This window comes from Escherichia sp. KTE31, assembly GCF_000407925.1.
In the GTDB taxonomy this organism is placed as follows: domain Bacteria; phylum Pseudomonadota; class Gammaproteobacteria; order Enterobacterales; family Enterobacteriaceae; genus Escherichia; species Escherichia ruysiae.
This window is the reverse complement of sequence record NZ_KE136726.1, coordinates 689660-713234: the sequence shown is the minus strand read 5'-3', so window position 1 is coordinate 713234 and position 23575 is coordinate 689660. Positions and strand designations below refer to the sequence as shown.

Below are 23575 nucleotides of genomic sequence, written 5' to 3'. Positions count from 1 at the left end.
TATGCTGAGACATAACGTCCCTGTACGGCAGGATCTTGACCAGATTGCCGCCGACAACGGTTTCGACTTTCATATCATCGATAATGAGATCTATTGGGATGAGAGTCGAGCCTATCGCTTTACTCTGCGCCAGATAGAAGAGCAGATCGAAAAACCAACCGCAGAGTTACATCAGATGTGTCTTGAGGTGGTGGAGCGTGCCGTTAAAGATGAACAGATCCTGACGCAACTGGCGATCCCGCCGTTGTACTGGGATGTGATCGCTGAAAGCTGGCGTGCGCGCGATCCTTCGCTGTATGGTCGGATGGATTTTGCCTGGTGTGGTAATGCGCCGGTGAAGCTGCTGGAGTACAACGCCGATACGCCGACTTCGTTGTATGAGTCGGCATATTTCCAGTGGCTATGGCTGGAGGATGCGCGGCGCAGCGGCGTTATTCCACGTGACGCCGATCAGTACAATGCCATTCAGGAACGCCTGATCTCGCGCTTTAGCGAGCTTTATAGCAGGGAGCCGTTTTATTTTTGCTGCTGTCAGGATACCGACGAAGACCGGACTACCGTGCTGTACTTGCAGGACTGTGCTCAGCAGGCAGGGCAGGAGTCACGGTTTATCTACATTGAAGATCTCGGTCTGGGCGTCGGCGGTGTGCTGACCGATCTTGATGATAATGTCATCCAGCGTGCATTTAAGCTGTATCCGCTGGAGTGGATGATGCGTGACGATAACGGTCCTCTGCTGCGCAAGCGCCGTGAGCAATGGGTGGAGCCGTTATGGAAAAGCATATTGAGTAATAAAGGGTTAATGCCGTTGCTGTGGCGCTTTTTCCCTGGGCATCCTAACCTTCTGGCATCCTGGTTTGAGGGCGAAAAACCGCAGATTGCCGCTGGCGAAAGCTACGTACGTAAACCGATCTACTCGCGCGAAGGTGGTAACGTCACCATTTTCAACGGTCAGAATAATGTCGTTGACCATGCTGATGGTGATTACGCCGATGAACCGATGATCTACCAGGCGTTTCAACCGCTGCCGCGATTTGGCGACAGCTACACACTCATCGGTAGTTGGATTGTCGATGATGAAGCGTGCGGAATGGGGATCCGTGAAGATAACACGCTGATCACCAAAGACACCTCACGTTTCGTTCCGCATTACATTGCTGGATAAGAATGTTTTAGCAATCTCTTTCTGTCATGAATCCATGGCAGTGACCATACTAATGGTGACTGCCATTGATGGAGGGAGACACAGTGCACTGGCAAACTCACACCGTTTTTAATCAACCTATACCATTAAATAACAGCAACTTATACCTGTCTGATGGCGCGCTCTGCGAAGCGGTAACGCGTGAAGGTGCTGGCTGGGATAGCGATTTTCTTGCCAGTATTGGTCAGCAACTAGGAACGGCTGAATCCCTTGAACTGGGGCGGCTGGCAAATGTGAATCCGCCTGAATTGTTGCGCTACGATGCGCAGGGACGCCGTCTGGACGATGTGCGTTTTCACCCTGCCTGGCACCTGCTGATGCAGGCGTTATGTACCAATCGGGTGCACAATCTGGCCTGGGAAGAAGACGCTCGCTCTGGCGCATTTGTGGCGCGGGCAGCGCGTTTTATGTTACACGCGCAGGTTGAGGCCGGATCGTTATGCCCGATAACCATGACCTTTGCCGCCATGCCATTGTTGTTACAGATGCTACCTGCGCCGTTTAAGGACTGGAGCACGCCGTTGTTGAGCGATCGCTACGATTCCCACCTATTACCCGGCGGGAAAAAACGCGGCCTGTTGATTGGCATGGGAATGACGGAAAAGCAGGGCGGCTCTGATGTTATGAGCAATACAACTCGGGCAGAACGTCTGGAAGATGGTTCTTATCGGCTGGTGGGGCATAAATGGTTTTTCTCGGTGCCGCAAAGCGATGCGCATCTGGTGCTGGCGCAGACCACGGGTGGTTTGTCCTGCTTTTTTGTGCCGCGCTTTCTGCCTGATGGGCAACGGAATGCGATTCGCCTGGAGCGGCTGAAAGACAAGCTGGGTAATCGCTCCAACGCCAGTTGCGAAGTGGAGTTTCAGGATGCCATCGGTTGGTTATTGGGTCAGGAAGGAGAAGGTATTCGCCTGATCCTGAAAATGGGCGGGATGACGCGTTTTGATTGCGCCCTGGGTAGCCATGCCATGATGCGCCGTGCATTCTCGCTGGCGATTTATCATGCACATCAACGTCATGTTTTTGGTAATCCATTGATCCAACAGCCCCTTATGCGTCATGTCTTAAGTCGTATGGCACTTCAGCTTGAAGGGCAAACGGCGTTGCTGTTTCGTCTTGCGCGAGCGTGGGATCGGCGTGCCGATGCTAAAGAAGCCCTGTGGGCGCGCCTATTCACTCCAACGGCGAAGTTTGTGATTTGCAAAAGTGGTATGCCGTTTGTGGCCGAAGCGATGGAGGTGCTGGGCGGCATTGGTTATTGCGAGGAGAGCGAGCTGCCGCGTCTTTACCGGGAGATGCCGGTAAATAGCATCTGGGAAGGCTCTGGCAACATCATGTGTCTGGATGTTCTGCGTGTGCTCAATAAGCAGGCTGGTGTATACGATTTACTGGCGGAAGCGTTTATGGAAGTGAAAGGGCAGGATCGCTATTTTGATCGCGCGGTTCGTCGATTACAGCAGCAACTGCGCAAACCGACTGAAGAGCTTGGGCGAGAGATCACTCATCAGCTATTCCTGCTGGGTTGCGGCGCACAAATGTTGAAATATGCTTCACCGCCAATGGCGCAGGCGTGGTGTCAGGTGATGTTAGATACGCGCGGCGGCGTACGGTTGTCAGAGCAGATCCAGAATGATTTATTACTGCGGGCGACGGGAGGTGTGTGTTTGTAAGCGAGTACGCCTGATGCGACGCTGGCGTGTCTTATCATGCCTACAGCAGCATTTCGTGTTTTCGACTAACGCCATGAAATTTCAGGATCTGTAGGCCGGATAGGGCGCAGGCGCCGCATCCGGCATTGTTCATTCGATGTTGATGACATTCATGCATACAGTATCGCCTGTACACGCCAGTTATCGGGTTGCTGGTCTTCGTACATGGTAATAATGCGATACCATGACGCCCCCTGTTCATCGGCCTTTAACGCCACGATACGTTCCACGTCCTGCGGATCCCCTGAAATATTGCTAACCGAGATCTGACCTATTTCATTCAGGCCCGTCACGCAGTCAGCACTGGCGAATTCTGCAGACTGTGCCGTGGCGCTCGCAGGATAAGTCACTAATTGTAGCGAGGGTGAGGCAAGTAATTGTTTCATCGTCAGCTCCATTTTTCGTTTCCCCACATGTTGCAGGGCATTCCATCGCGGTAATAAACGCCCGAGCTTCCAGTCGGTAATTTATTGTGCACAGGTAAACGCATAGGGACGCAAAGCAATGTAAAGCTTACTATGTAAGTTGTCTGATTTATTTACGGTATAAAATGGCTTGTGAATACCACTGTCCTGTCACGATGGTTTCATCCACCATGACGACAACGTAATAATCAGCTTTTGCAGCGACAGCTTTCGCCCTGATTTCTGCTAATGCGTCATCCGGAGAACCCCGAACCATCGTGCTTACGCTACCTATTCGCTGCAACCCCTGGGTTTGGTCGCGGCGAATTTCTTGCGGATGGTCTGTTACTGGTGGTGCTGGCTGTGGCGTACCTTGCAGTGCGCTACAGGCGCTTAACATCAACACCAATAATAAACTGGCAAACCGGGAAATAACGCTATTACGTTTCCTGCTAACCATAGTGTAGTGCCTTATTAATTTAACTTTGGGGGAATGTTCCCGAATTGTTACCTGGTACGCGATTTTCGAATGAAAACGTGGCGAAAGCGTAATCCACATCTCAACATTATGAACTAATACTGCCAGCAGAAACTTGTGCTAAGGATTTGTTCATGTCATACCAGACCCAAAGGAGAAACAGATGATTGAATTAGAATCGCGCGTGCTGGCAGATATTCCCGTTCTTCACGCTTATCCCACAGGGCAAAAAGAAACCCCGTTACCATGCGTGATTTTTTATCACGGCTTTACTTCATCCAGCCTGGTGTATAGCTATTTTGCCGTCGCGCTGGCGCAGACTGGTTTGCGGGTGATTATGCCGGATGCGCCCGATCACGGTAGCCGTTTTAGTGGCGACGCACCGCGACGGTTAAATCAATTCTGGCAAATCTTGCTACAAAGTATGCAGGAGTTCACTACCTTACGTGCGGCAATAGCCGAAGAAAAATGGCTGCTTGATGAACGTCTGGCGGTTGGTGGCGCATCGATGGGCGCGATGACGGCGCTGGGGATTACCGCTCGCCACCCAACGGTGAAATGTACTGCCAGTATGATGGGCTCGGGCTATTTCACATCGCTTGCCCGTTCACTGTTTCCACCGCTAATACCTGAAACGGCAGCACAACAGAATGAATTTAATAATGTTATTGCGCCACTGGTGGAGTGGGAAGCGACAAACCACCTGGAACAACTCGGGGACAGGCCGCTCCTGCTGTGGCATGGCCTTGACGATGATGTAGTGCCTGCCGACGAATCACTACGTTTGCAGCAGGCATTAAGAGAAACGGGACGGGATAAACAGTTAACCTGTTCATGGCAGCCAGGCGTGCGCCACCGTATTACACCCGAGGCGTTAGATGCCGCTGTGACATTTTTCCGCCAACATCTTTAAACACGCAGAATGCTGACCCCTTGCGCTTCCAGTTGTTGCAGGATTTCTGGGTTAGCATTTTTGCCGGTGATCAGCATATCGATTTGATCGGCACGGCTAAAGAGCATCCCCGCGCGTTCGCCAATCTTGCTGCTATCAACCAGTACCACCAGTTTTCCTACTACACTCAGCATTTTCTGTTCTGCCATCGCCGTCAGCATATCAGTTTTATACAACCCTTCCGCTGTTAGTCCTTTGCCACTGGTAAACATCCAGTGCCCGGCATAGAGACTGTTTTCGCTGCCCTGTGGGCTTAAGGTGATGGACTGACTTTTGTTGTATTGCCCGCCCATGATTATCACGCTGTCATGTTCCTGATCGATCAGGTAATTCGCCAGCGGCAGATAATTAGTGATAATTTGCACTGGCTTGCCACACATTTCCCGCCCAAGCAGGAATGCGGTGGAACCGCAGTTGATGACCACGCTTTCGCCCGGATTGACCAGCTGCGAGGCCGCTTTGGCGATACGTACCTTTTCATCGTGATTTTGCGCCTGATGCAGATTCATCGGCGTCCAGCGCGGGCGCTGTTGGGTAATGGCTTCTGCGCCATTGCGCACTTTTTTCAGTTTGCCGCTTTCGTCGAGTTTATTGATATCACGCCGCGCGGTAGCAGGCGAAATTCCCAGACGCTCAACGACTTTCTCAACAGTCACAAAGCCCAGTTGTGCGAGCATTTCCAGGAGAATTTGATGTCTTTGTGCTTCAGTCATGAGCTATTCCGATAAAATTTGATTTTTTTAGATGATATTTGAAATAGCCAGGAAATACTACGCCGGATAGCGCGAACATCTCTACGCTATCCGGTATAAACGACACGATTACAGGAACGATTTGAACGGCAGATCCGGTTCAATAGTGAAGCAATCGTCAAAACCACGCGGATAGTGGTACTCGAAGTTGTCTTTATCCAGCGGCCAGGTGAACTTGCCACCAACCTGCCAGATAAACGGCTTGAAGCCATACTTCAGGCGGTCTTTTTTCATTTCCCACAGCACGCGGATCTCTTGCGGATCGGCCTGGAAGTTTGACCAGATATCGTGGTGGAACGGGATAACCACTTTCGCATTCAGGGCTTCACCCATACGCAGCATATCGGCGCTGGTCATTTTGTCGGTAATACCGCGCGGGTTCTCACCGTACGATCCTAACGCCACGTCGATCTGATGCTCGTTACCGTGCTTCGCATAGTAGTTAGAGTAGTGGGAATCGCCGCTGTGATAAAGGGAACCGCCAGGCGTTTTGAACAGGTAGTTCACCGCGCGATCGTCCATACCATCTGGCAGTACGCCCGCCGCTTTTTGATCCGCAGGCAGGGTAATCAGTGCAGTACGATCAAACGCGTCAAGCGCATGAATTTCAATGTCTTTCACTTTTACTACATCGCCTGGTTTGACCACGATGCAACGTTCTTTCGGCACGCCCCAGCCAATCCATAAATCCACGCAGGTTTTCGGCCCGATAAACGGTACGTCATCAGCGCAGTTTTGTATCACGGCGGCTGCCACGTTCACGTCGATATGATCGTTGTGATCGTGCGTCGCCAGCACGGCGTCGATCTGGCGAATAGCAAACGGATCAAGAACAAACGGCGTGGTACGCAGGTTTGGTTGCAGTTTTTTCACGCCCGCCATGCGCTGCATCTGGTGACCCTGTTTCATCAGCGGGTTGCCGTGGCTTTGTTTGCCAGTACCGCACCAGAAATCGACGCAAACGTTGGTGCCACCTTCTGATTTCAACCAGATCCCGGTACAGCCGAGCCACCACATCGCGAATGTGCCTGGTGCGACCTGCTCCTGTTCAATTTCTTCATTCAGCCAGCTACCCCACTCCGGGAAAGTACTCAGGATCCAGGATTCACGGGTGATACTTTTCACTTTACTCATCGCCATTTACCTTCATGATGGTTCAATTCGAATCAATAATTGATTGGTTTTGATTAATTCTGACACTATTTTTTCAGGAAGGCAATGACCATTTTTTGACTTTTGGCCTGGGAAGTTGTTGTGAATTTTGGCTGTGGAAAGATTTAATGGAATGTGTAATAAAGTTAACTTAATGAATTTAAATGATTAATTGTTTCTTTATGTGAATCACATACTTTCGTTGTGGAATTATTTGCGTGTCGCGTCACATTTAATCATAAATAATCTTGTTGTGATTACTTTTGAAAATTAGAGTGAGTACACAACATTCCGGGTGTGTGGAATACCCGGTTACCTCTTCTTCAGGAGATCGTTATGGAGATCCTCTACAACATCTTTACCGTGTTTTTTAACCAGGTCATGACCAATGCCCCATTGTTGCTGGGTATTGTGACCTGTCTGGGCTATATCCTGCTGCGCAAAAGTGTCAGCGTGATTATCAAAGGTACGATTAAAACCATTATTGGTTTCATGTTGTTGCAGGCAGGATCCGGCATCCTTACCAGCACCTTCAAACCGGTAGTGGCGAAAATGTCGGAAGTTTATGGCATTAACGGTGCGATTTCAGATACCTATGCCTCAATGATGGCGACCATCGAACGTATGGGTGATGCCTATAGCTGGGTGGGTTATGCGGTGCTGTTGGCTCTGGCGTTGAACATCTGTTACGTGCTGCTGCGTCGAATTACTGGCATTCGTACCATCATGCTGACTGGTCACATTATGTTCCAGCAGGCAGGGCTGATTGCGGTAACGCTGTTTATCTTCGGCTACTCCATGTGGACGACCATTATCTGCACTGCGATTCTGGTTTCGCTCTATTGGGGCATCACCTCCAACATGATGTACAAGCCGACTCAGGAAGTGACAGACGGCTGCGGTTTCTCCATCGGTCACCAGCAGCAGTTTGCATCATGGATTGCCTACAAAGTCGCGCCGTTCCTGGGCAAGAAAGAGGAGAGTGTTGAAGACCTCAAACTGCCAGGTTGGCTGAATATTTTCCACGACAACATCGTCTCCACGGCGATTGTGATGACCATCTTCTTTGGCGCCATTCTGCTCTCCTTCGGTATCGACACCGTGCAGGCGATGGCAGGCAAAGTGCACTGGACGGTGTACATCCTGCAAACTGGTTTCTCCTTCGCGGTGGCGATCTTCATCATCACTCAGGGCGTGCGCATGTTTGTGGCGGAACTCTCTGAAGCATTTAACGGTATCTCCCAGCGCCTGATCCCAGGTGCGGTTCTGGCGATTGACTGTGCGGCTATCTATAGCTTCGCGCCGAACGCCGTGGTTTGGGGCTTTATGTGGGGCACTATCGGTCAGCTGATTGCGGTTGGCATCCTGGTCGCCTGCGGTTCCTCGATCCTGATTATTCCTGGCTTTATCCCGATGTTCTTCTCTAACGCCACCATCGGCGTGTTCGCTAACCACTTCGGCGGCTGGCGCGCGGCGCTGAAGATTTGTCTGGTGATGGGGATGATCGAAATCTTTGGTTGCGTCTGGGCGGTGAAACTCACCGGTATGAGTGCCTGGATGGGTATGGCGGACTGGTCGATTCTGGCACCGCCGATGATGCAGGGCTTCTTCTCCATCGGTATCGCCTTTATGGCCGTCATCATTGTAATTGCACTGGCTTATATGTTCTTCGCTGGCCGCGCACTGCGCGCAGAAGAAGATGCAGAAAAACAACTGGCAGAACAGTCTGCTTAATAAGGAGTTTTGATTATGACCGTACGTATTCTGGCTGTGTGTGGCAACGGACAAGGCAGTTCCATGATCATGAAGATGAAAGTGGACCAGTTTTTAACCCAATCAAACATTGACCACACGGTAAACAGCTGCGCGGTTGGCGAATACAAAAGCGAGTTGAGCGGCGCGGATATCATCATCGCTTCTACCCATATCGCGGGCGAAATTACTGTGACCGGCAACAAATACGTGGTTGGCGTGCGCAACATGCTCTCTCCTGCCGACTTTGGCCCGAAACTGCTGGAAGTGATCAAAGAGCATTTCCCGCAGGACGTGAAGTAAGGACACGCCATGAAATTACGTGATTCGCTGGCGGAGAATAAATCCATCCGCCTGCAGGCTGAAGCAGAGACATGGCAGGACGCAGTGAAAATCGGCGTTGACCTGCTGGTGGCGGCGGATGTTGTCGAGCCGCGTTACTACCAGGCGATTCTGGATGCGGTTGAACAGCACGGTCCGTACTTTGTGCTCGCACCAGGCCTGGCAATGCCGCACGGTCGCCCAGAAGAGGGCGTTAAGAAAACCGGTTTTGCGCTAGTGACGCTGAAAAAGCCGCTGGAGTTCAACCACGAAGATAACGATCCGGTGGATATCCTCATCACCATGGCGGCGGTCGATGCCAACACTCACCAGGAAGTGGGCATCATGCAGATCGTCAACCTGTTTGAAGATGAAGAGAATTTCGACCGTTTACGCGCCTGCCGTACCGAGCAGGAAGTACTGGATCTCATTGACCGCACCAACGCGGCAGCTTAAGAAGGAATTAAAGATGTCATTACCGATGTTGCAAGTCGCGCTGGACAACCAGACTATGGATAGCGCCTACGAAACCACTCGCCTGATTGCCGAAGAAGTCGACATTATCGAAGTGGGCACCATTCTGTGCGTGGGCGAAGGCGTGCGTGCGGTTCGCGATCTTAAAGCACTCTACCCGCATAAAATTGTGCTGGCAGACGCCAAAATTGCCGATGCGGGCAAAATCCTTTCGCGTATGTGCTTCGAAGCCAACGCTGACTGGGTGACCGTGATTTGCTGCGCGGATATCAACACCGCCAAAGGCGCGCTGGACGTGGCGAAAGAGTTTAACGGTGATGTGCAGATTGAACTGACCGGTTACTGGACCTGGGAACAGGCGCAGCAGTGGCGTGACGCAGGCATTGGGCAGGTGGTTTATCATCGCAGCCGTGACGCGCAGGCCGCCGGCGTGGCTTGGGGCGAAGCGGACATTACCGCGATCAAACGCCTTTCCGATATGGGCTTCAAAGTGACCGTCACCGGTGGCCTGGCGCTGGAAGATCTGCCGCTGTTCAAAGGCATTCCGATTCATGTGTTTATCGCAGGTCGCAGCATCCGTGATGCCGCTTCTCCGGTGGAAGCCGCACGTCAGTTCAAACGTTCCATCGCCGAACTGTGGGGCTAAGGAGCGGATATGTTGTCCAAACAAATCCCGCTTGGCATCTATGAAAAAGCACTCCCCGCCGGGGAGTGCTGGCTGGAACGGCTGCAACTGGCAAAAACGTTAGGCTTCGATTTTGTCGAGATGTCGGTGGATGAAACTGACGATCGCCTGTCGCGCCTCGACTGGAGCCGCGAGCAGCGTCTGGCGCTGGTGAATGCAATTGTGGAAACCGGCGTGCGCGTGCCGTCTATGTGCCTTTCTGCTCATCGTCGTTTTCCGCTGGGCAGCGAAGATGACGCAGTGCGGGGGCAGGGGCTGGAGATTATGCGTAAGGCCATCCAGTTTGCGCAGGACGTCGGCATTCGCGTGATCCAACTGGCGGGCTATGACGTTTACTACCAGGAAGCCAATAATGAAACGCGTCGTCGTTTCCGTGACGGCCTGAAAGAGAGCGTCGAGATGGCGAGCCGCGCGCAGGTGACGCTGGCGATGGAGATTATGGATTACCCCCTGATGAACTCCATCAGCAAGGCTTTGGGCTACGCGCACTATCTCAACAACCCGTGGTTCCAGCTCTACCCGGATATCGGCAACCTGTCGGCGTGGGATAACGATGTGCAGATGGAATTGCAGGCCGGAATCGGGCATATCGTCGCAGTGCATGTGAAAGACACCAAACCGGGCGTCTTCAAAAACGTGCCGTTTGGTGAAGGCGTGGTGGATTTCGAACGTTGCTTTGAAACGCTCAAACAGAGTGGTTATTGCGGGCCTTACCTGATTGAGATGTGGAGTGAAACGGCGGAAGACCCGGCGGCGGAAGTGGCGAAAGCGCGTGATTGGGTGAAAGCGCGCATGGCCAAAGCAGGTATGGTGGAGGCGGCATAATGCAAAAGCTGAAACAGCAGGTGTTTGAAGCCAATATGGATCTGCCGCGTTACGGGCTGGTGACCTTTACCTGGGGCAACGTTAGCGCCATTGATCGCGAGCACGGGCTGGTGGTGATCAAGCCCAGCGGTATCGCCTACGAAACCATGAAAGCGGACGATATGGTGGTGGTCGATATGAGTGGCAAGGTGGTGGACGGTCAGTATCGCCCCTCATCAGACACCGCGACGCATCTCGAACTCTACCGCCGTTACCCGTCGCTTGGCGGCATTGTCCATACCCACTCCACTCATGCCACCGCATGGGCGCAGGCGGGGCTGGCAATTCCGGCGTTAGGCACCACGCACGCTGACTACTTCTTTGGCGACATCCCGTGTACGCGTGGATTAAGCGAAGAAGAGGTGCAGGGCGAGTATGAACTGAACACCGGCAAAGTGATTATCGAAACGCTGGGCGATGCCGAGCCGCTGCATACACCGGGAATTGTGGTGTATCAGCACGGACCATTTACCTGGGGGAAAGATGCTCACGATGCGGTGCATAACGCGGTCGTGATGGAAGAAGTGGCGAAGATGGCGTGGATTGCGCGCGGCATTAACCCGCAGCTTAATCCCATCGACAGCTACCTGATGAATAAACACTTCATGCGTAAGCATGGTCCCAATGCCTATTACGGGCAGAAGTAAAACACGCGCTGCGGAAATTTCCTTCTTCGGGAGATAACTGGTCTGATTCCGCAGCCGTTTTCAAAAAAAGCCCCCTGAGAAGGGGGCAAAGCAAACTATGGCAATGTTTCGTTGGTTATACCTGGTGCTAGCGATAAATATCCGCGCTGGCGTGCATGTTGCCGTTACTCCCCGGTTCCCGCATCAGAATCACGTGGTAGTACGTTGCGCCTTGCGCATCTGTCTCTTCATTCAGTGCCTGGCGAGCTTCACTTTCAGTGGCGAAGTTATGGTTGATATAAATCACGCCTAAGCTCTGTACGTCGTCCATATTTCTGGCCTGGTGGTTATTAATTTCAATGGCTGCCCATGTATTTGCACTTAGCAAAAGCACAGCCAGAAGGGCTAAAACACGGCTGAACATAGATACCTCCTCGACGGCTGTCTTTGTGTGCTCTCCTCTGTGATGATCTTCTGATTTAATTTTAATCAATGATAAAGAAGTTGATGGTGACCATTTCTGATGCAGTTGTTCAAAAAAACACCGTAATGGAATGTGATGAACTTCAAATCAGCGGGTTAGTACGATTTGGCGAAAGGTGAGATTTATTTGTCGGCTGGCCTTGAGTTTAGCGGGGTATACCAGTACTATAACGCGTCATTTTTCAGCCGCCCTTTAACACGTTCCTTGCCTCCATGGGCTGCGGCTGACCCAGACAGGAGGCTGAATAATCCGTAAGGAGCAATTCGATGCGTCATTACGAAATCGTTTTTATGGTCCATCCTGACCAGAGCGAACAGGTTCCGGGCATGATCGAGCGCTACACTGCTGCCATCACTGGTGCAGAAGGCAAGATCCACCGTCTGGAAGACTGGGGCCGCCGTCAGCTGGCTTACCCGATCAACAAACTGCACAAAGCTCACTACGTTCTGATGAACGTTGAAGCGCCGCAGGAAGTGATCGATGAGCTGGAAACTACCTTCCGCTTCAACGACGCCGTTATCCGTAGCATGGTAATGCGTACTAAGCACGCCGTTACCGAAGCATCTCCGATGGTTAAAGCGAAAGACGAGCGCCGTGAGCGTCGCGATGATTTCGCAAACGAAACCGCTGATGATGCTGAAGCTGGGGATTCTGAAGAGTAATTTCTGATGACCAACCGTCTGGTGTTGTCCGGCACCGTGTGCAGGACTCCCCTTCGAAAGGTCAGTCCATCAGGAATTCCTCACTGCCAGTTCGTGCTTGAGCATCGTTCTGTGCAGGAGGAAGCCGGTTTTCACCGGCAGGCGTGGTGCCAAATGCCCGTTATTATTAGCGGACACGAAAACCAGGCCATTACTCACAGTATAACGGTCGGCAGTCGCATAACCGTTCAGGGGTTCATTTCATGCCACAAGGCAAAGAACGGACTGAGCAAAATGGTTTTGCATGCCGAGCAGATTGAATTGATAGATTCTGGAGACTAGCCATATGGCACGTTATTTCCGTCGTCGCAAGTTCTGCCGTTTCACCGCGGAAGGCGTTCAAGAGATCGACTATAAAGATATCGCTACGCTGAAAAACTACATCACCGAAAGCGGTAAGATTGTCCCAAGCCGTATCACCGGTACCCGTGCAAAATACCAGCGTCAGCTGGCTCGCGCTATCAAACGCGCTCGCTACCTGTCCCTGCTGCCGTACACTGATCGCCATCAGTAATCGGTCACGGTCCATTAATACGACTTTGAGAGGATAAGGTAATGCAAGTTATTCTGCTTGATAAAGTAGCAAACCTGGGTAGCCTGGGTGATCAGGTAAACGTTAAAGCGGGCTATGCTCGTAACTTCCTGGTACCGCAGGGTAAAGCTGTTCCAGCTACCAAGAAAAACATTGAATTCTTCGAAGCACGTCGCGCTGAACTGGAAGCTAAACTGGCTGAAGTTCTGGCAGCAGCTAATGCTCGCGCTGAGAAAATCAATGCACTGGAAACTGTTACCATCGCGTCTAAAGCTGGCGACGAAGGTAAACTGTTCGGTTCCATCGGTACTCGCGACATCGCTGACGCTGTAACTGCAGCTGGCGTTGAAGTGGCTAAGAGCGAAGTTCGTCTGCCGAACGGCGTTCTGCGTACCACTGGCGAACACGAAGTGAGCTTCCAGGTTCACAGCGAAGTATTCGCGAAAGTGATCGTAAACGTAGTAGCTGAATAATTCGTTATTCAACGAGACGTAAAAACGCCGACCATTGGTCGGCGTTTTGCTTTATAGCGAAAGCGTTACAACTGGAGTATAACGCTCTGATATCTATTAATTAGCTTGTCGCTAGCTGTACTTGCGGTTCTTCATCTTTAACTTTGATAAGCGTCCACAATGCAATAGCGCCAATAATGTCAAAGAAAGCCAGGGCAATAAAGAACGGCGCGAAGCCGATAATGTGAACGAATGCCCCGATGAACAGGTTGAAAATCAACTGACCGCTCCACGCACAGGCTCCTGCCATACCCACTGCGGTAGCCACTTCGTCTTTTTTGAACAGATCGCCGCCCAGAGTTGCTGCCACAGTAGAAAGGCATTGATGCGAGAACGCGCCAATACTAATCAGTAATACGGCAATGTAGGGATTTTCGACAATACTCACCAGACCAATCGTCATCATAATGACGGCAGCGATAGTGAAGGTAATTCTTCGTGAGTTGATTAAACTCACGCCGCGATCGTGGAAGAACTTCGCGACAAAACCACTGGCTAAACAGCCAAGGTCGCCCAACAGGAAAGGTAGCCAGACGAACATCGCAATTTCTTTCAGGCTAAAATGCAGCGTTTCAACAAAGAAAATTGGCACCCAGAAGTTAATGGTTCCCCATGCCGGGTCAGCGAGAAAACGCGCGATGCCAATCCCCCAGAAATTACGTTGGCTGAGGATATGCTTGATTGATGTTTTTTCTTTCTTATCTGTTTTAAGATGCTGTTCTTGCCCTGATTCAATATAGTGGCGCTCTTCATCAGAAAGGCGTTTGGCATCTTTTGGATCTTTATAACAAAAGAACCAAAATAAAGCCGCGAGCAAAGCAAGGCTACCTGAGACAATAAACGCAAATTGCCAGCTATGAAACATAATGCACCAGGCAATTAGCGGTGGTGCAAGCATCGCGCCGAGTGAGGTGCCCATATTGAAAACACCTGTTGCCACGCCACGCTCTTTTGCCGGGAACCATGTTGATGCGGTTTTTACACCGGCCGGAATTGCCGACGCTTCGCTGAAACCCATCAGGGCGCGCATAAATGCCAGACCTGACCATGTTCCGGTCAGCGCATGACCCATTGTTGCCAGCCCCCATACTGCGGCACAAATCGCAAAACTCAATTTCAGACCAACAGTGTCAATAAAGAATCCCATTACCGGTTGACCCAATGTATAGGCCAACTGGAATGCACTGACAATCCATGAATATTGCTCTTTGGTTATTCCAGTTGTCTCCATAATAGTTGGAGCTGCAATACCTAACGCCGTTCTGTCCAGATAATTGATTACAGTGATAAAGCATACGAGGGCAATCATATGCCACCGGTAATTCTTTATTTTATTCATGTTTAAACCTTTTAATTATATTAATAAACCCTGGTTGTTGGTAATTCCGTGTAATAGTTAATAAAAATCAGGTACAGAGAACATATTAAGAATTATTGTGTATAAATCTCTCCCTTTAGAAAATCTGGCCAGTTTTTTTCAAAGTAAATACCATTAATACGCGGTAGCACACGTAAAGACTTCACTTCAGTAATAAAAGAGTCTTGTGAATAATGAATAGTTAATCTGTGATTTTTATCGTCAGCGAGTTCAGAGCGAAAACGCCATTCTTCTTTTGCACCGCGACGAGTTTGTGGAAGGCATTCGCCTTGTGGATCAATAACCATCCGCGCCCCACGGCTGCCGCCGCCTGCATCAATATAATGCGTCAACTGTGTCAATACGGCGGCAGACGTCAGCGCCATATGCCGCCACATAAATAGCTCGGCAATTTCGCCAACATGGTTGATAGTCAAACCGTGTTGTTGCACAAACTCACTTAACAGCAGGGCGTCACGGGCGGCGTGACGAACTTTATCGGCATGACAAATAAATCCGGCGTAATCAGACATTCGCGCCTGGATTTTTTCTTTCACCGCAGCCAGCGCCATTCCATTTTCGTTTGCCAGCGCCTGAGTGATGATCTCTCTGATTGAATTTAGTGCCGGAGATGCCAATTGTGCGACATCATCTTCAACAGATCGCTTTTGTGTGCAGCCAATAAAACGCGCCAGACGCACGGCAAAAACCTGTCCGGCATTCAGCGCCGCGCCGCCAGGTCGGGTAACACCGTGAGTTCCGGCGACTTCTCCCACCGCAAAACAACCGGGCAGAGAAGTTTGCCCCCAGATATCAACCTCAATGCCGCCATTCATATGCTGATTGTTCATGGCAAACTGCAACGGCTGCGTGGTGAGATCGTAACCGTGCATCTTATACAGCGAGATGGACAGCGGATTCATTCGTTGCAGACGTTCGATAGGCGATGGCGCCAGAGCGTCGTTATTTTCCAGATATGCGCGAACGTCGTCGTCCAGTCGATCTAATGAGAAGGGCAAATCACCAGGCACCGCTTCAGGATTTCGATTGAAATCCATAAAAACCAGGCGGCCTGATTGCTGCTCTTGCGCTACCGCCATGTCCAACAGGCTTGAGCCGAAATCCATCACTCGCGTAGCGTGGAACGGCCACTGATAGCCTTTACGGAAGATGTTTGAAGCCAGTTCCTGGGTGGTGCGATAGTAATCTGCGAGGAAGTTATACTCGTTGCCCTCGGCATCCACGGAATAGATATACGGGATCACCTGCACATAGGTGCCGGATAAATTCCACGGAAACGTGCTGCGCGGCGTGCCTATACCAAACTGGCTTTCGGTCAGATTGGTTAGCGTCAGACCTTCTTCCAGCGCCAGCCCCAGCGAGCCAAAGCATTTATGCGGATAAACACTGTCGCGATAAAGCTCGCCCGGCCCGCCTGTTGCCAGTACCACATTGGGCGCAGTGACAATTGCCAGCCCCCACGGGTTATGGGCGCGGGAACCGGTTGCGAGGATAGCCCCGGCTACACGATCTTCGCCGTTTTCACCGCGTTGATGCAGCAGTTTAATCACCGTTGCACTGGTCAACAGTGGGATGGAAAGACGCTGCACTTCTTCGAGCAATACTTTCACCATCAGACGAGAAGTGCGCGGCCCACAGGAGGTTGCGCGTCCGGCTTCGTCATGGTCGGTCTGATAACGGAGAATTGCACCATAGCGATCTTCCGGTAATTCCAGACCGAGATATTGCAGCCCGCCAAGGGTATGCAGGGAACCGACTGCTTCAACATACGCCGTGTCGTGATCCATCGCACCGCCGCTCGCCAGTGCTTCGGCAAGTTTGGCGAAGTTATCGCCGTTGCCCGCCGTAGCGGCGGTAAACAGCGTCTGTTTATCGGAACCGGAGCAGGCCGATGTTCCCATATATAACCCGGCGGTGGCGATCAGCACATTTTGCTGGCGACGTTTCAGTTCAACCGCCGCACGTAATCCTGCCGCGCCGCTACCAACGACCAGAGCATCTGTTTGCCAGAGTGGGTAGTCAACACCGTCCACCGTGATAATTGACGTTGGCTCTGTTGACACAAAACCCTTCGGGAAGGTGACGTGGGTCAGCGCATCGAGGATGGCGTCATCAGGCTGGCTCATGCGTCCTCCATCGGCGTAAAAAGGCTACTTTCCATCAGGCGCGGTTGGTTGATAATTGGACGGAAGGCCATATACGGCAGAATGTCGCGGTCAATCTCTACGCCCGGCGCGATTTCAATTAATTCAACGCCTTCTGCCGTTAACTGGAATACCGCACGTTCAGTGATATACAGTACTTCCTGACCGCTTTGCTGTGCGTAGGCGGCGCTAAAGGTGATTTTTTCCACCTGAGTAACCAGTTTAGGGATTTGACCTGACTGGGCGATATGCAAGCCATCTGGTGTTACATCAATCTTGCTGCCTTTGGCGTCGAACGTGCCGCAGAACACCACCTTACGGGCGTTTTGCGCAATTTCGAGAAATCCACCGGGGCCAATCAGATTGCCATTGAGATGTGAGACGTTGACGTTACCATGTTGATCCATCTCGCCCATGCCGAGGAACGTAATGTCGATGCCGCCGCCGCTGTAGAACTCGAATTGATCCAGCGAAGGGATAATGGCGTCGGCGTTACGGGCGCAGCCGAAAAACGCGTCATCCAGCATCATACCGTTATGCACGCCTTGCTCGACGCTTAGCCATAAACTTTGGTAAGGAACGCCTTCACGCAGCGCAACCCCAGGAATACCGCCGGGGATACCAAAGCCAAAGTTGGTTGAAGCGCCTGCGACCAGCTCGCGCGCTGCCCGACGGGCAATTAAGCGACGTACCGGATGACTAACCAGTTCAATAGCGTCGTTAGAACTCAGACGGCGATGTTGACCGCTGATCGTCAGGTCGTAACCGCCAAGATAGGTTTGCGGTTGTTCGCGGTATTCAACGATGCCATCAACCAGAATCCCCGGTAATTTGACCCGACGTGGTTCAATAGCGCCAGCTTCCAGTACATCGCGCACCTGTACGAACACTTTGCCACCGCTGTTGTGTGCTGCCAGCGCCATCGAATAGCTATCCATATCAATCGCTTCTTCTTCGAGGCTGACGTTGCCATGCGGATCGGCATAGGTGCCCCGCAAAATGGCATAGTCCACTTTGAAAGGGCGATAGCGGAGTTTGGTTTCGCCATCAATTTCGATCAGTTCTACCAGATCCTCGGTGGTGCAAGCGTTCGACTTTCCGCCGCCATTGCGTGGATCAACAAATGATCCCAGGCCAACGTGGGTAAAAAGTCCCGGACGTCCGGCACCAATTTCCCGCAGCAATGCCTGAATCACACCGCCTGGGAAGCAGTAGGCTTCAATGGCATTGTTCTTCACCAGTTCCTGCATTTTGGGCGACCAGGTAAAGTGTCCGGCAATAATGCGTTTGAGCATTTCAGCATGAGCGAAGCGGTTCGTGCCTTTGCAGTCGCGATCGCCAATGCCCAGCGAGTGGATTAGCGTCAGGTCGCGTGGATGTCCGGTTTGCAGGAAACGCGCTTCAATAGCTGCCAAAATATGGTCGGCTTCCACCATGCCGCCGCCGTTACCGCTAATGGCAATGGTTGCGCCATCCTGAATTTGCGCCGCCAGTGCCTCGGCGGTTGTTATCTTACGCATACAATTTCCTTATTGATTATGGAAGCTCACGCTACTTTTTTCGGCAAATGCCTGCGTCGCCTGCTGGCAATCCTGAGTGGCGGACATTAATCCAGCCAGTAACTGGTGTGGGTATTCAGCGTGTTTATTTTCCAGTGCCAGAATCAGCTGCTTAATATGCGCCAGTGCCACCGGACCACATTTTTCCAGCTGCGCTAACTGGTTCGCCATCCAGCTTTCCACCTGTTCTTTTTCTACTACTTCATCAATTAAATTCGCCGCCTGGGCTTCATGTGCCGTCAGACGTTTACCTAGCATCAGCATCTGGCGACCGACCACCGGGCCAACCTGATTAAGCACGCGTTCAATGCCCATCCAGCCAGGCACCATGCCGAGCATGACTTCCGGGTTAGAAAATTTCGCGCTGGGGCGAGCGATTCGAATATCGCAGCACAAGGCAAGTTCAATACCGCCGCCGATGGTATGACCGTTGAGATTCGCAACCGTTAATTGCGGTAAATTGCGCAGGCGATTAAAAACGTCATTACCGCGTTTAATCCATTTTCTGCCCATATCTAATGGCGAATAGGCCGACCACGATTTAATATCACCGCCCGCACAAAAGAATTTATCGCCGGTTGCCGTTAATTCGACTAATCGTAATGTGGTGTCGTTTTCAATTTCATTTAAATAATGGTCGAGAGATTCAATCATCTCTTCGTTAATAGCATGACATTTATCTTCACGGTTCAACGTCAGACGGCAGGAAGCCGCCGCTCTGCTGAACAGAACGGGTTGGTCACTCATGATTATTCCTTAGCAATAATGCGCGATGCGATCGACGCTAATATCCAGCGTGCTGTTAATATCTTTCTGCCACCAGTACGGTGAGAATATTTCCAGTTCAATAGCGCCATTAAATCCGGCGTTTTCAACCAGTCGACGAATTGACGGAATATTTATCACGCCATCTCCCGGCATTCCCCGGTCATTGACCAGATCGGTGGTCGGCACTAACCAGTCGGAAACATGAAATGCGAGAATACGTTTTCCGGCGCGCCGGATCTGGCTGGCCAGATCCGGATCCCACCAGACATGGTAAACATCCACAGCCACGCCGAGGCCAAATTCGCCATCGGGATCGAGTTCATCACACCAGTCCAGCGCCTGGCGTAACGTGCACAAACAAGAGCGATCGGCGGCGGTCATTGGGTGCAGTGGCTCCAGCGCAATCGGCACGCCAACTTCTTTCGAATGTGGCAGTAACTGGCGTATCCCTTGTTTCACCTGTTCCCGTGCTTCATACAGATCTTTTGTGCCCTGGGGTAAGCCGCCAACCACCTGCATATAACAGGCGGCGTTCAGCACCGCTGCGTCGTCCAGCGCCCGGCGGTTATCATCAATCGCCAGTTTGCGCTCTGCCAGCGTCGGCGCGGTGTAGTAGGTGCTACGACATAAACCGGAAACGCTCATGTTACTGGCGGCAAGCTGACGGGCGATCTGCTGAAGATCTTCGCCCTGCAACTCTCTGCGCCAGGGGGCGATCGCACCTATACCGCGTGCGGCGCAGGCATCAATAATGGCGGGTAGCGGGGTTTTATAGCCCAGCGTCGCGGTATTGATGCTGAATAAATCCGGGCGTTGTAACAGATCTCTCATGGTTCAGCCTCAGAAACGCGGCATACTTAAGCCACCGTCGATGGCGACGGCCTGACCACAGGTGTAAATCAGTTTGCCTTCCGCCATCGCGCGGACAGTGGAGGCTATATCAGCCGGATAACCCCAACGTCCCCACGGCACCAGTCCCTTAGCGATCAGTTCGTCGTAATAAGCCGTTGCTGGAATAGTCATATCGGTTTTGATTAGACCAGGGCGCACTTCATAGACGCCAATTTGTTCGTTGCAAAGGCGAGCGGCAAACAGACGAGCAGCGGCAGAAACGGCGGTTTTAGCGATGGTATATTCGCCGCGATTCATCGCCAGCATGATGGCGTTGATTGAGCTGACAAAAATAATCGAGCGGTGCGGGAATTCTGTTTCTGGTTTTGGCTGTGCGAGCAGACGTTTACTGAATGCCTGTGCGAGGAAGAACGGCGCGCGGGTGTTAATAGCAATGTTTTGGTCGAAACTGTCTGGTTCGAGGTCGAGGAGATCACCGCGTTTTTTCACAGAAATACCCGCGTTATTGAGCAGGCAGTCCAGACGCCCCCACTGATTTTGCGCCGCGTCGAGCATCTCTTCATGCAGGTAGAGATCGCCAACATTGGCAGGGAAGCAAATCACTTCCACGCCTTCTGCCATACATTCCTGTTGCGTGGCATGTAATTTTTCTACGCTGTCGGCATCGGGGCGATCGTTAATCAACAGATTAAATCCGCCACGGGCAAGCTCCAGCGCACACCCCTTACCAATGCCACGTGCGGCTCCAGTGATGACGGCAACAGGACGAGTGGATTTCATACAATAGCTCTCTTTTTGAATATTGTTTCCCTAAGTGACGATTAGCTTGCGACGTGCGGCAAGAAAGATCAACCATCTGGTTGGTTGATATGCGATAGTGATCACAGGACATTTGATAACCCGATGAAAGTACGAGTTTTTAGCCTTTTTACTGGAGCTTCTAATTAATCGGGTTAAGATAGTCATCTTGAAGAGGTCGTGGGGAAGCGTTATGTATCTTGATACCAGCAACGTACAGAGCCTGAAGGAAAAGCTGCTGTTATGTGCGGTTAATGAATTTGCCGAATATGGTTACGAAGGAGCCAGAGTCGATAATATTGTTAAGGCCGCAGGGTGCAGTAAACAGACGGTTTATCACCACTTTGGTAATAAAGAAAATTTATTTATCGAAGTGCTGGAATATACCTGGAACGATATTCGACAAAAAGAAAAATCCCTGGATGTTTCAGGTCTTCCTCCACAAAAAGCAATTGAAAAAATCATCGATTTTACCTGGGATTATTACATTGCTAACCCCTGGTTTTTAAAAATTGTGCATAGTGAAAACCAGAGTAAAGGTGTGCATTATGCAAAATCACAGCGACTTTTAGAAATTAACCATGCGCACTTGCAGTTAATGGAATCTTTGTTGGCTGAAGGGAAGAGACTCAATATTTTTAAGCCAGATATCGACCCGTTGCAGGTGAATATTAATATTGCCGCGCTCGGGGGATATTATTTGATCAACCAGCATACGCTTGGCCTGGTTTATCACATCAGTATGGTTTCACCGCAGGCGCTGGAAGCCAGACGTAAGGTCATCAAAGAGACGATCCTTAGCTGGCTTCTCGTTGACCCTTCATCTACCGCGCACGAATAAAACTGCCATCCGGCTGGCGGGTAAACAGAACCTGTTGATTATTCCCCGTATCAATGGTTAAGCCCGTCACTACGCCGCTGGCGTTCTGGCGGATTTGTACCAATTGCCCATTTTGCAAATTACTTAGCGGCTTGCCCGCGCCTTCTACCTGCGCCATCGCATAGACATCGGTAGCGGGTAGTCCGTGGTCGCGGAACAATTGCGCCATCGTTTTACCCGGTTCGACACGATAAGAGCGCCACTGATTATCAATTCCACCATCTGGCTGGAAAGGTTGCGTTTGCGAAGTTTGTGGCTGATCTTCCGGCTGGCCTTCCTGTATCGGTTCAGGGGCGACCGGAGCCACCTGATCAGGATCATTTTGTGGGGTAACTAATTGCGCCCGCAGTTGTTCTTCCGTTGGCGGTTGTGATTGCGACTGAATATCCAGCTGCGCTTCACGCGTCACCACCGGCGCGTTGGGCGTATCATCAGACGGAAGCAGAAAACCGACCACCAATACAATGGCGGCAATAATGATCCCCCGACGATGCATCGGCGGCAGCGGGTCCATGAAGCGAAAATTGTCCGGCGCGTGCCAGACTTTCTCCAGGGTTGGTTTTAGTTCAAAGCGCCCGGGCATGGTTTCCTCCTGCTCCGCGTCTTGTTCCTCAATCATAGCCTATGAATAAGCTAACGCTATGATGTCCGTGGTAAACCCGCCTTTATTATATTCATACGGGATATTGCTATTGTTTCTTTTTCCCCGTGATTTGTCATCATTCCCGCGACAAAGTTTTACCCAAGGAAGTGTGGCTGATATGCTGCCGCTACTTTATACCCGAAGAAAGGAAATACGATGACCACTCCAACTTTTGATACCATCGAAGCGCAAGCAAGCTACGGTATTGGTTTGCAGGTAGGGCAACAACTGAGTGAATCTGGTCTGCAAGGGCTGCTGCCAGAAGCACTGGTTGCGGGCATTGCCGATGCGCTGGAAGGTAAACATCCGGCTGTTCCGGTTGATGTGGTGCACCGCGCGCTGCGTGAAATTCACGAACGTGCCGATGCCGTTCGTCGTCAGCGTTTCCAGGCGATGGCTGCCGAAGGTGTGAAATACCTGGAAGAAAACGCCAAGAAAGAGGGCGTGAACAGCACCGAATCTGGCCTGCAATTCCGCGTGATCAATCAGGGCGAAGGCGCAATTCCTGCGCGTACCGACCGCGTTCGCGTTCATTACACCGGTAAGCTGATCGACGGTACTGTATTTGACAGCTCCGTTGCCCGTGGTGAGCCGGCTGAATTCCCGGTTAACGGCGTGATCCCAGGCTGGATTGAAGCACTGACTCTGATGCCGGTGGGTTCTAAATGGGAACTGACCATCCCACAGGAACTGGCTTATGGCGAGCGTGGCGCAGGCGCGTCCATCCCTCCGTTCAGCACCCTGGTGTTTGAAGTCGAACTGCTGGAAATCCTCTAAGCAGCGCATTCTGTTCCCCTCGAGCCAGAGGGGAGCAGGCATTCAGCAATAAACCCTTCAGTTTGCCAAACGACGCTATTTTGTGTTGCAAAGACCACGTAAGCGTGTATTTTTGTGAGCTGTTTCGCGTTATCACCGTGATATGACACTCATTTTAAACATAAAATTAACATT

At 51.4% G+C, this 23575-nt stretch carries 27 protein-coding genes; 15 read left to right on the top strand and 12 right to left on the bottom strand.

The genetic code is table 11. The features are described 5' to 3' along the window. Window position 1 precedes the first annotated feature (1 nt). Window positions 2-1165 (top strand): glutathionylspermidine synthase family protein, encoded by a 1164-nt coding sequence (locus tag WES_RS02290; RefSeq protein WP_016159974.1) that lies wholly within the window; start codon window positions 2-4, stop codon window positions 1163-1165. Between the two features lie 83 nt (window positions 1166-1248). Further along, a complete protein-coding gene (locus WES_RS02295; RefSeq protein WP_016159975.1) occupies window positions 1249-2874 on the top strand; it encodes an isovaleryl-CoA dehydrogenase in 1626 nt (541 codons plus the stop codon). A 149-nt stretch (window positions 2875-3023) separates the two neighbouring features. On the opposite strand, the gene yjfN is transcribed toward WES_RS02295, so the two are convergent. Continuing rightward, window positions 3024-3299 (bottom strand): DUF1471 family protease activator YjfN, encoded by a 276-nt coding sequence (yjfN, locus tag WES_RS02300; protein WP_000811566.1) that lies wholly within the window; start codon window positions 3297-3299, stop codon window positions 3024-3026. Window positions 3300-3447: 148 nt separating this feature from the next. After that, window positions 3448-3777, bottom strand: a complete 330-nt coding sequence (gene bsmA / locus WES_RS02305) for a biofilm peroxide resistance protein BsmA (RefSeq protein ID WP_000254627.1) — start codon at window positions 3775-3777, stop codon at window positions 3448-3450. Between the two features lie 181 nt (window positions 3778-3958). On the opposite strand from bsmA, the gene yjfP reads away from it, so the two are divergent. Further along, window positions 3959-4708 carry an esterase gene (yjfP, locus tag WES_RS02310; RefSeq protein WP_000571046.1) on the top strand — a complete coding sequence of 250 codons (750 nt, stop codon included), beginning with the start codon at window positions 3959-3961 and terminating at the stop codon, window positions 4706-4708. Here yjfP and ulaR read toward each other — a convergent pair. Together ulaR and ulaG are read right to left on the bottom strand one after the other, a co-directional pair. Further along, on the bottom strand, window positions 4705-5460 hold the full coding sequence (ulaR, locus tag WES_RS02315) for an HTH-type transcriptional regulator UlaR (RefSeq protein ID WP_000133631.1): 756 nt from the start codon (window positions 5458-5460) through the stop codon (window positions 4705-4707). The two genes, yjfP and ulaR, sit on opposite strands and share 4 nt — an antisense overlap. Window positions 5461-5568: 108 nt before the next feature. Further along, window positions 5569-6633: an L-ascorbate 6-phosphate lactonase gene (gene ulaG, locus WES_RS02320; protein WP_010351293.1), complete on the bottom strand. Its 1065-nt coding sequence runs from the start codon at window positions 6631-6633 to the stop codon at window positions 5569-5571. A 354-nt stretch (window positions 6634-6987) separates the two neighbouring features. On the opposite strand from ulaG, the gene ulaA reads away from it, so the two are divergent. From ulaA to ulaF, 6 genes are read left to right on the top strand one after another with little or no spacing between them, the layout of a single operon-like run. Continuing rightward, window positions 6988-8385, top strand: a complete 1398-nt coding sequence (ulaA, locus tag WES_RS02325) for a PTS ascorbate transporter subunit IIC (RefSeq protein WP_001355100.1) — start codon at window positions 6988-6990, stop codon at window positions 8383-8385. A gap of 15 nt (window positions 8386-8400) precedes the next feature. Further along, window positions 8401-8706, top strand: coding sequence for a PTS ascorbate transporter subunit IIB (ulaB, locus tag WES_RS02330; protein ID WP_000218362.1), 306 nt, complete (start codon window positions 8401-8403; stop codon window positions 8704-8706). Between the two features lie 9 nt (window positions 8707-8715). Further along, window positions 8716-9180, top strand: a complete 465-nt coding sequence (gene ulaC, locus WES_RS02335) for a PTS ascorbate transporter subunit IIA (protein ID WP_000776505.1) — start codon at window positions 8716-8718, stop codon at window positions 9178-9180. Window positions 9181-9193: 13 nt separating this feature from the next. Continuing rightward, window positions 9194-9844 (top strand): 3-keto-L-gulonate-6-phosphate decarboxylase UlaD, encoded by a 651-nt coding sequence (gene ulaD, locus WES_RS02340; RefSeq protein ID WP_000056749.1) that lies wholly within the window; start codon window positions 9194-9196, stop codon window positions 9842-9844. A gap of 9 nt (window positions 9845-9853) precedes the next feature. Then, complete coding sequence (gene ulaE, locus WES_RS02345) at window positions 9854-10708, top strand: L-ribulose-5-phosphate 3-epimerase UlaE (protein ID WP_016159976.1); 855 nt, start codon at window positions 9854-9856, stop codon at window positions 10706-10708. Further along, on the top strand, window positions 10708-11394 hold the full coding sequence (gene ulaF, locus WES_RS02350) for an L-ribulose-5-phosphate 4-epimerase UlaF (protein ID WP_016159977.1): 687 nt from the start codon (window positions 10708-10710) through the stop codon (window positions 11392-11394). The genes ulaE and ulaF overlap by 1 nt, the downstream gene beginning before the upstream one ends. A 127-nt stretch (window positions 11395-11521) precedes the next feature. Here ulaF and yjfY read toward each other — a convergent pair whose 3' ends face one another. Then, the gene (yjfY, locus tag WES_RS02355; protein ID WP_000492914.1) at window positions 11522-11797 is read right to left on the bottom strand and encodes a DUF1471 family protein YjfY; all 276 of its coding nucleotides are present in this window, start codon (window positions 11795-11797) and stop codon (window positions 11522-11524) included. Between the two features lie 326 nt (window positions 11798-12123). Between yjfY and rpsF the strand changes: the two genes are divergently transcribed. Genes rpsF through rplI form a run of 4 tightly spaced genes read left to right on the top strand, consistent with a single transcriptional unit; the run spans window position 12124 to window position 13563 of the window. Then, entirely contained in the window at window positions 12124-12519 is a 396-nt protein-coding gene (gene rpsF / locus WES_RS02360) for a 30S ribosomal protein S6 (protein ID WP_001216676.1), read from the top strand. Window positions 12520-12525: 6 nt separating this feature from the next. After that, window positions 12526-12840, top strand: coding sequence for a primosomal replication protein N (gene priB / locus WES_RS02365; protein WP_016159978.1), 315 nt, complete (start codon window positions 12526-12528; stop codon window positions 12838-12840). A gap of 4 nt (window positions 12841-12844) precedes the next feature. Beyond that, the gene (gene rpsR, locus WES_RS02370; RefSeq protein ID WP_000135199.1) at window positions 12845-13072 is read left to right on the top strand and encodes a 30S ribosomal protein S18; all 228 of its coding nucleotides are present in this window, start codon (window positions 12845-12847) and stop codon (window positions 13070-13072) included. A 41-nt stretch (window positions 13073-13113) separates the two neighbouring features. After that, window positions 13114-13563: a 50S ribosomal protein L9 gene (gene rplI, locus WES_RS02375; RefSeq protein WP_001196062.1), complete on the top strand. Its 450-nt coding sequence runs from the start codon at window positions 13114-13116 to the stop codon at window positions 13561-13563. Window positions 13564-13663: 100 nt separating this feature from the next. Here the strand turns inward: rplI and WES_RS02380 are convergent, their stop codons facing one another. From WES_RS02380 to WES_RS02405, 6 genes are all read right to left on the bottom strand, one after another. Next, window positions 13664-14941, bottom strand: a complete 1278-nt coding sequence (locus WES_RS02380; RefSeq protein ID WP_001033619.1) for an MFS transporter — start codon at window positions 14939-14941, stop codon at window positions 13664-13666. A 92-nt stretch (window positions 14942-15033) separates the two neighbouring features. Beyond that, entirely contained in the window at window positions 15034-17106 is a 2073-nt protein-coding gene (locus tag WES_RS02385; protein ID WP_016159979.1) for an FAD-dependent oxidoreductase, read from the bottom strand. Beyond that, on the bottom strand, window positions 17103-18644 hold the full coding sequence (locus WES_RS02390) for an acyl CoA:acetate/3-ketoacid CoA transferase (RefSeq protein WP_016159980.1): 1542 nt from the start codon (window positions 18642-18644) through the stop codon (window positions 17103-17105). Before WES_RS02390 ends, WES_RS02385 begins: the two co-directional genes overlap by 4 nt. 9 nt (window positions 18645-18653) lie before the next feature. Beyond that, a complete protein-coding gene (locus WES_RS02395; RefSeq protein WP_016159981.1) occupies window positions 18654-19430 on the bottom strand; it encodes an enoyl-CoA hydratase/isomerase family protein in 777 nt (258 codons plus the stop codon). A 9-nt stretch (window positions 19431-19439) separates the two neighbouring features. Next, a complete protein-coding gene (locus tag WES_RS02400) occupies window positions 19440-20282 on the bottom strand; it encodes a sugar phosphate isomerase/epimerase family protein (RefSeq protein ID WP_001205236.1) in 843 nt (280 codons plus the stop codon). Between the two features lie 9 nt (window positions 20283-20291). Beyond that, complete coding sequence (locus WES_RS02405) at window positions 20292-21083, bottom strand: 3-ketoacyl-ACP reductase (RefSeq protein WP_016159982.1); 792 nt, start codon at window positions 21081-21083, stop codon at window positions 20292-20294. A 211-nt stretch (window positions 21084-21294) separates the two neighbouring features. On the opposite strand from WES_RS02405, the gene WES_RS02410 reads away from it, so the two are divergent. Further along, complete coding sequence (locus WES_RS02410) at window positions 21295-21942, top strand: TetR/AcrR family transcriptional regulator (protein ID WP_010348212.1); 648 nt, start codon at window positions 21295-21297, stop codon at window positions 21940-21942. On the opposite strand, the gene ytfB is transcribed toward WES_RS02410, so the two are convergent. Beyond that, entirely contained in the window at window positions 21926-22564 is a 639-nt protein-coding gene (gene ytfB / locus WES_RS02415; RefSeq protein ID WP_001119466.1) for a cell division protein YtfB, read from the bottom strand. The two genes, WES_RS02410 and ytfB, sit on opposite strands and share 17 nt — an antisense overlap. Window positions 22565-22780: 216 nt before the next feature. Here ytfB and fklB point away from each other — a divergent pair, with 216 nt between their 5' ends. Continuing rightward, a complete protein-coding gene (gene fklB, locus WES_RS02420) occupies window positions 22781-23401 on the top strand; it encodes a BamJ family beta-barrel-assembly machinery protein (RefSeq protein ID WP_000211237.1) in 621 nt (206 codons plus the stop codon). Window positions 23402-23575: the final 174 nt, after the last annotated feature.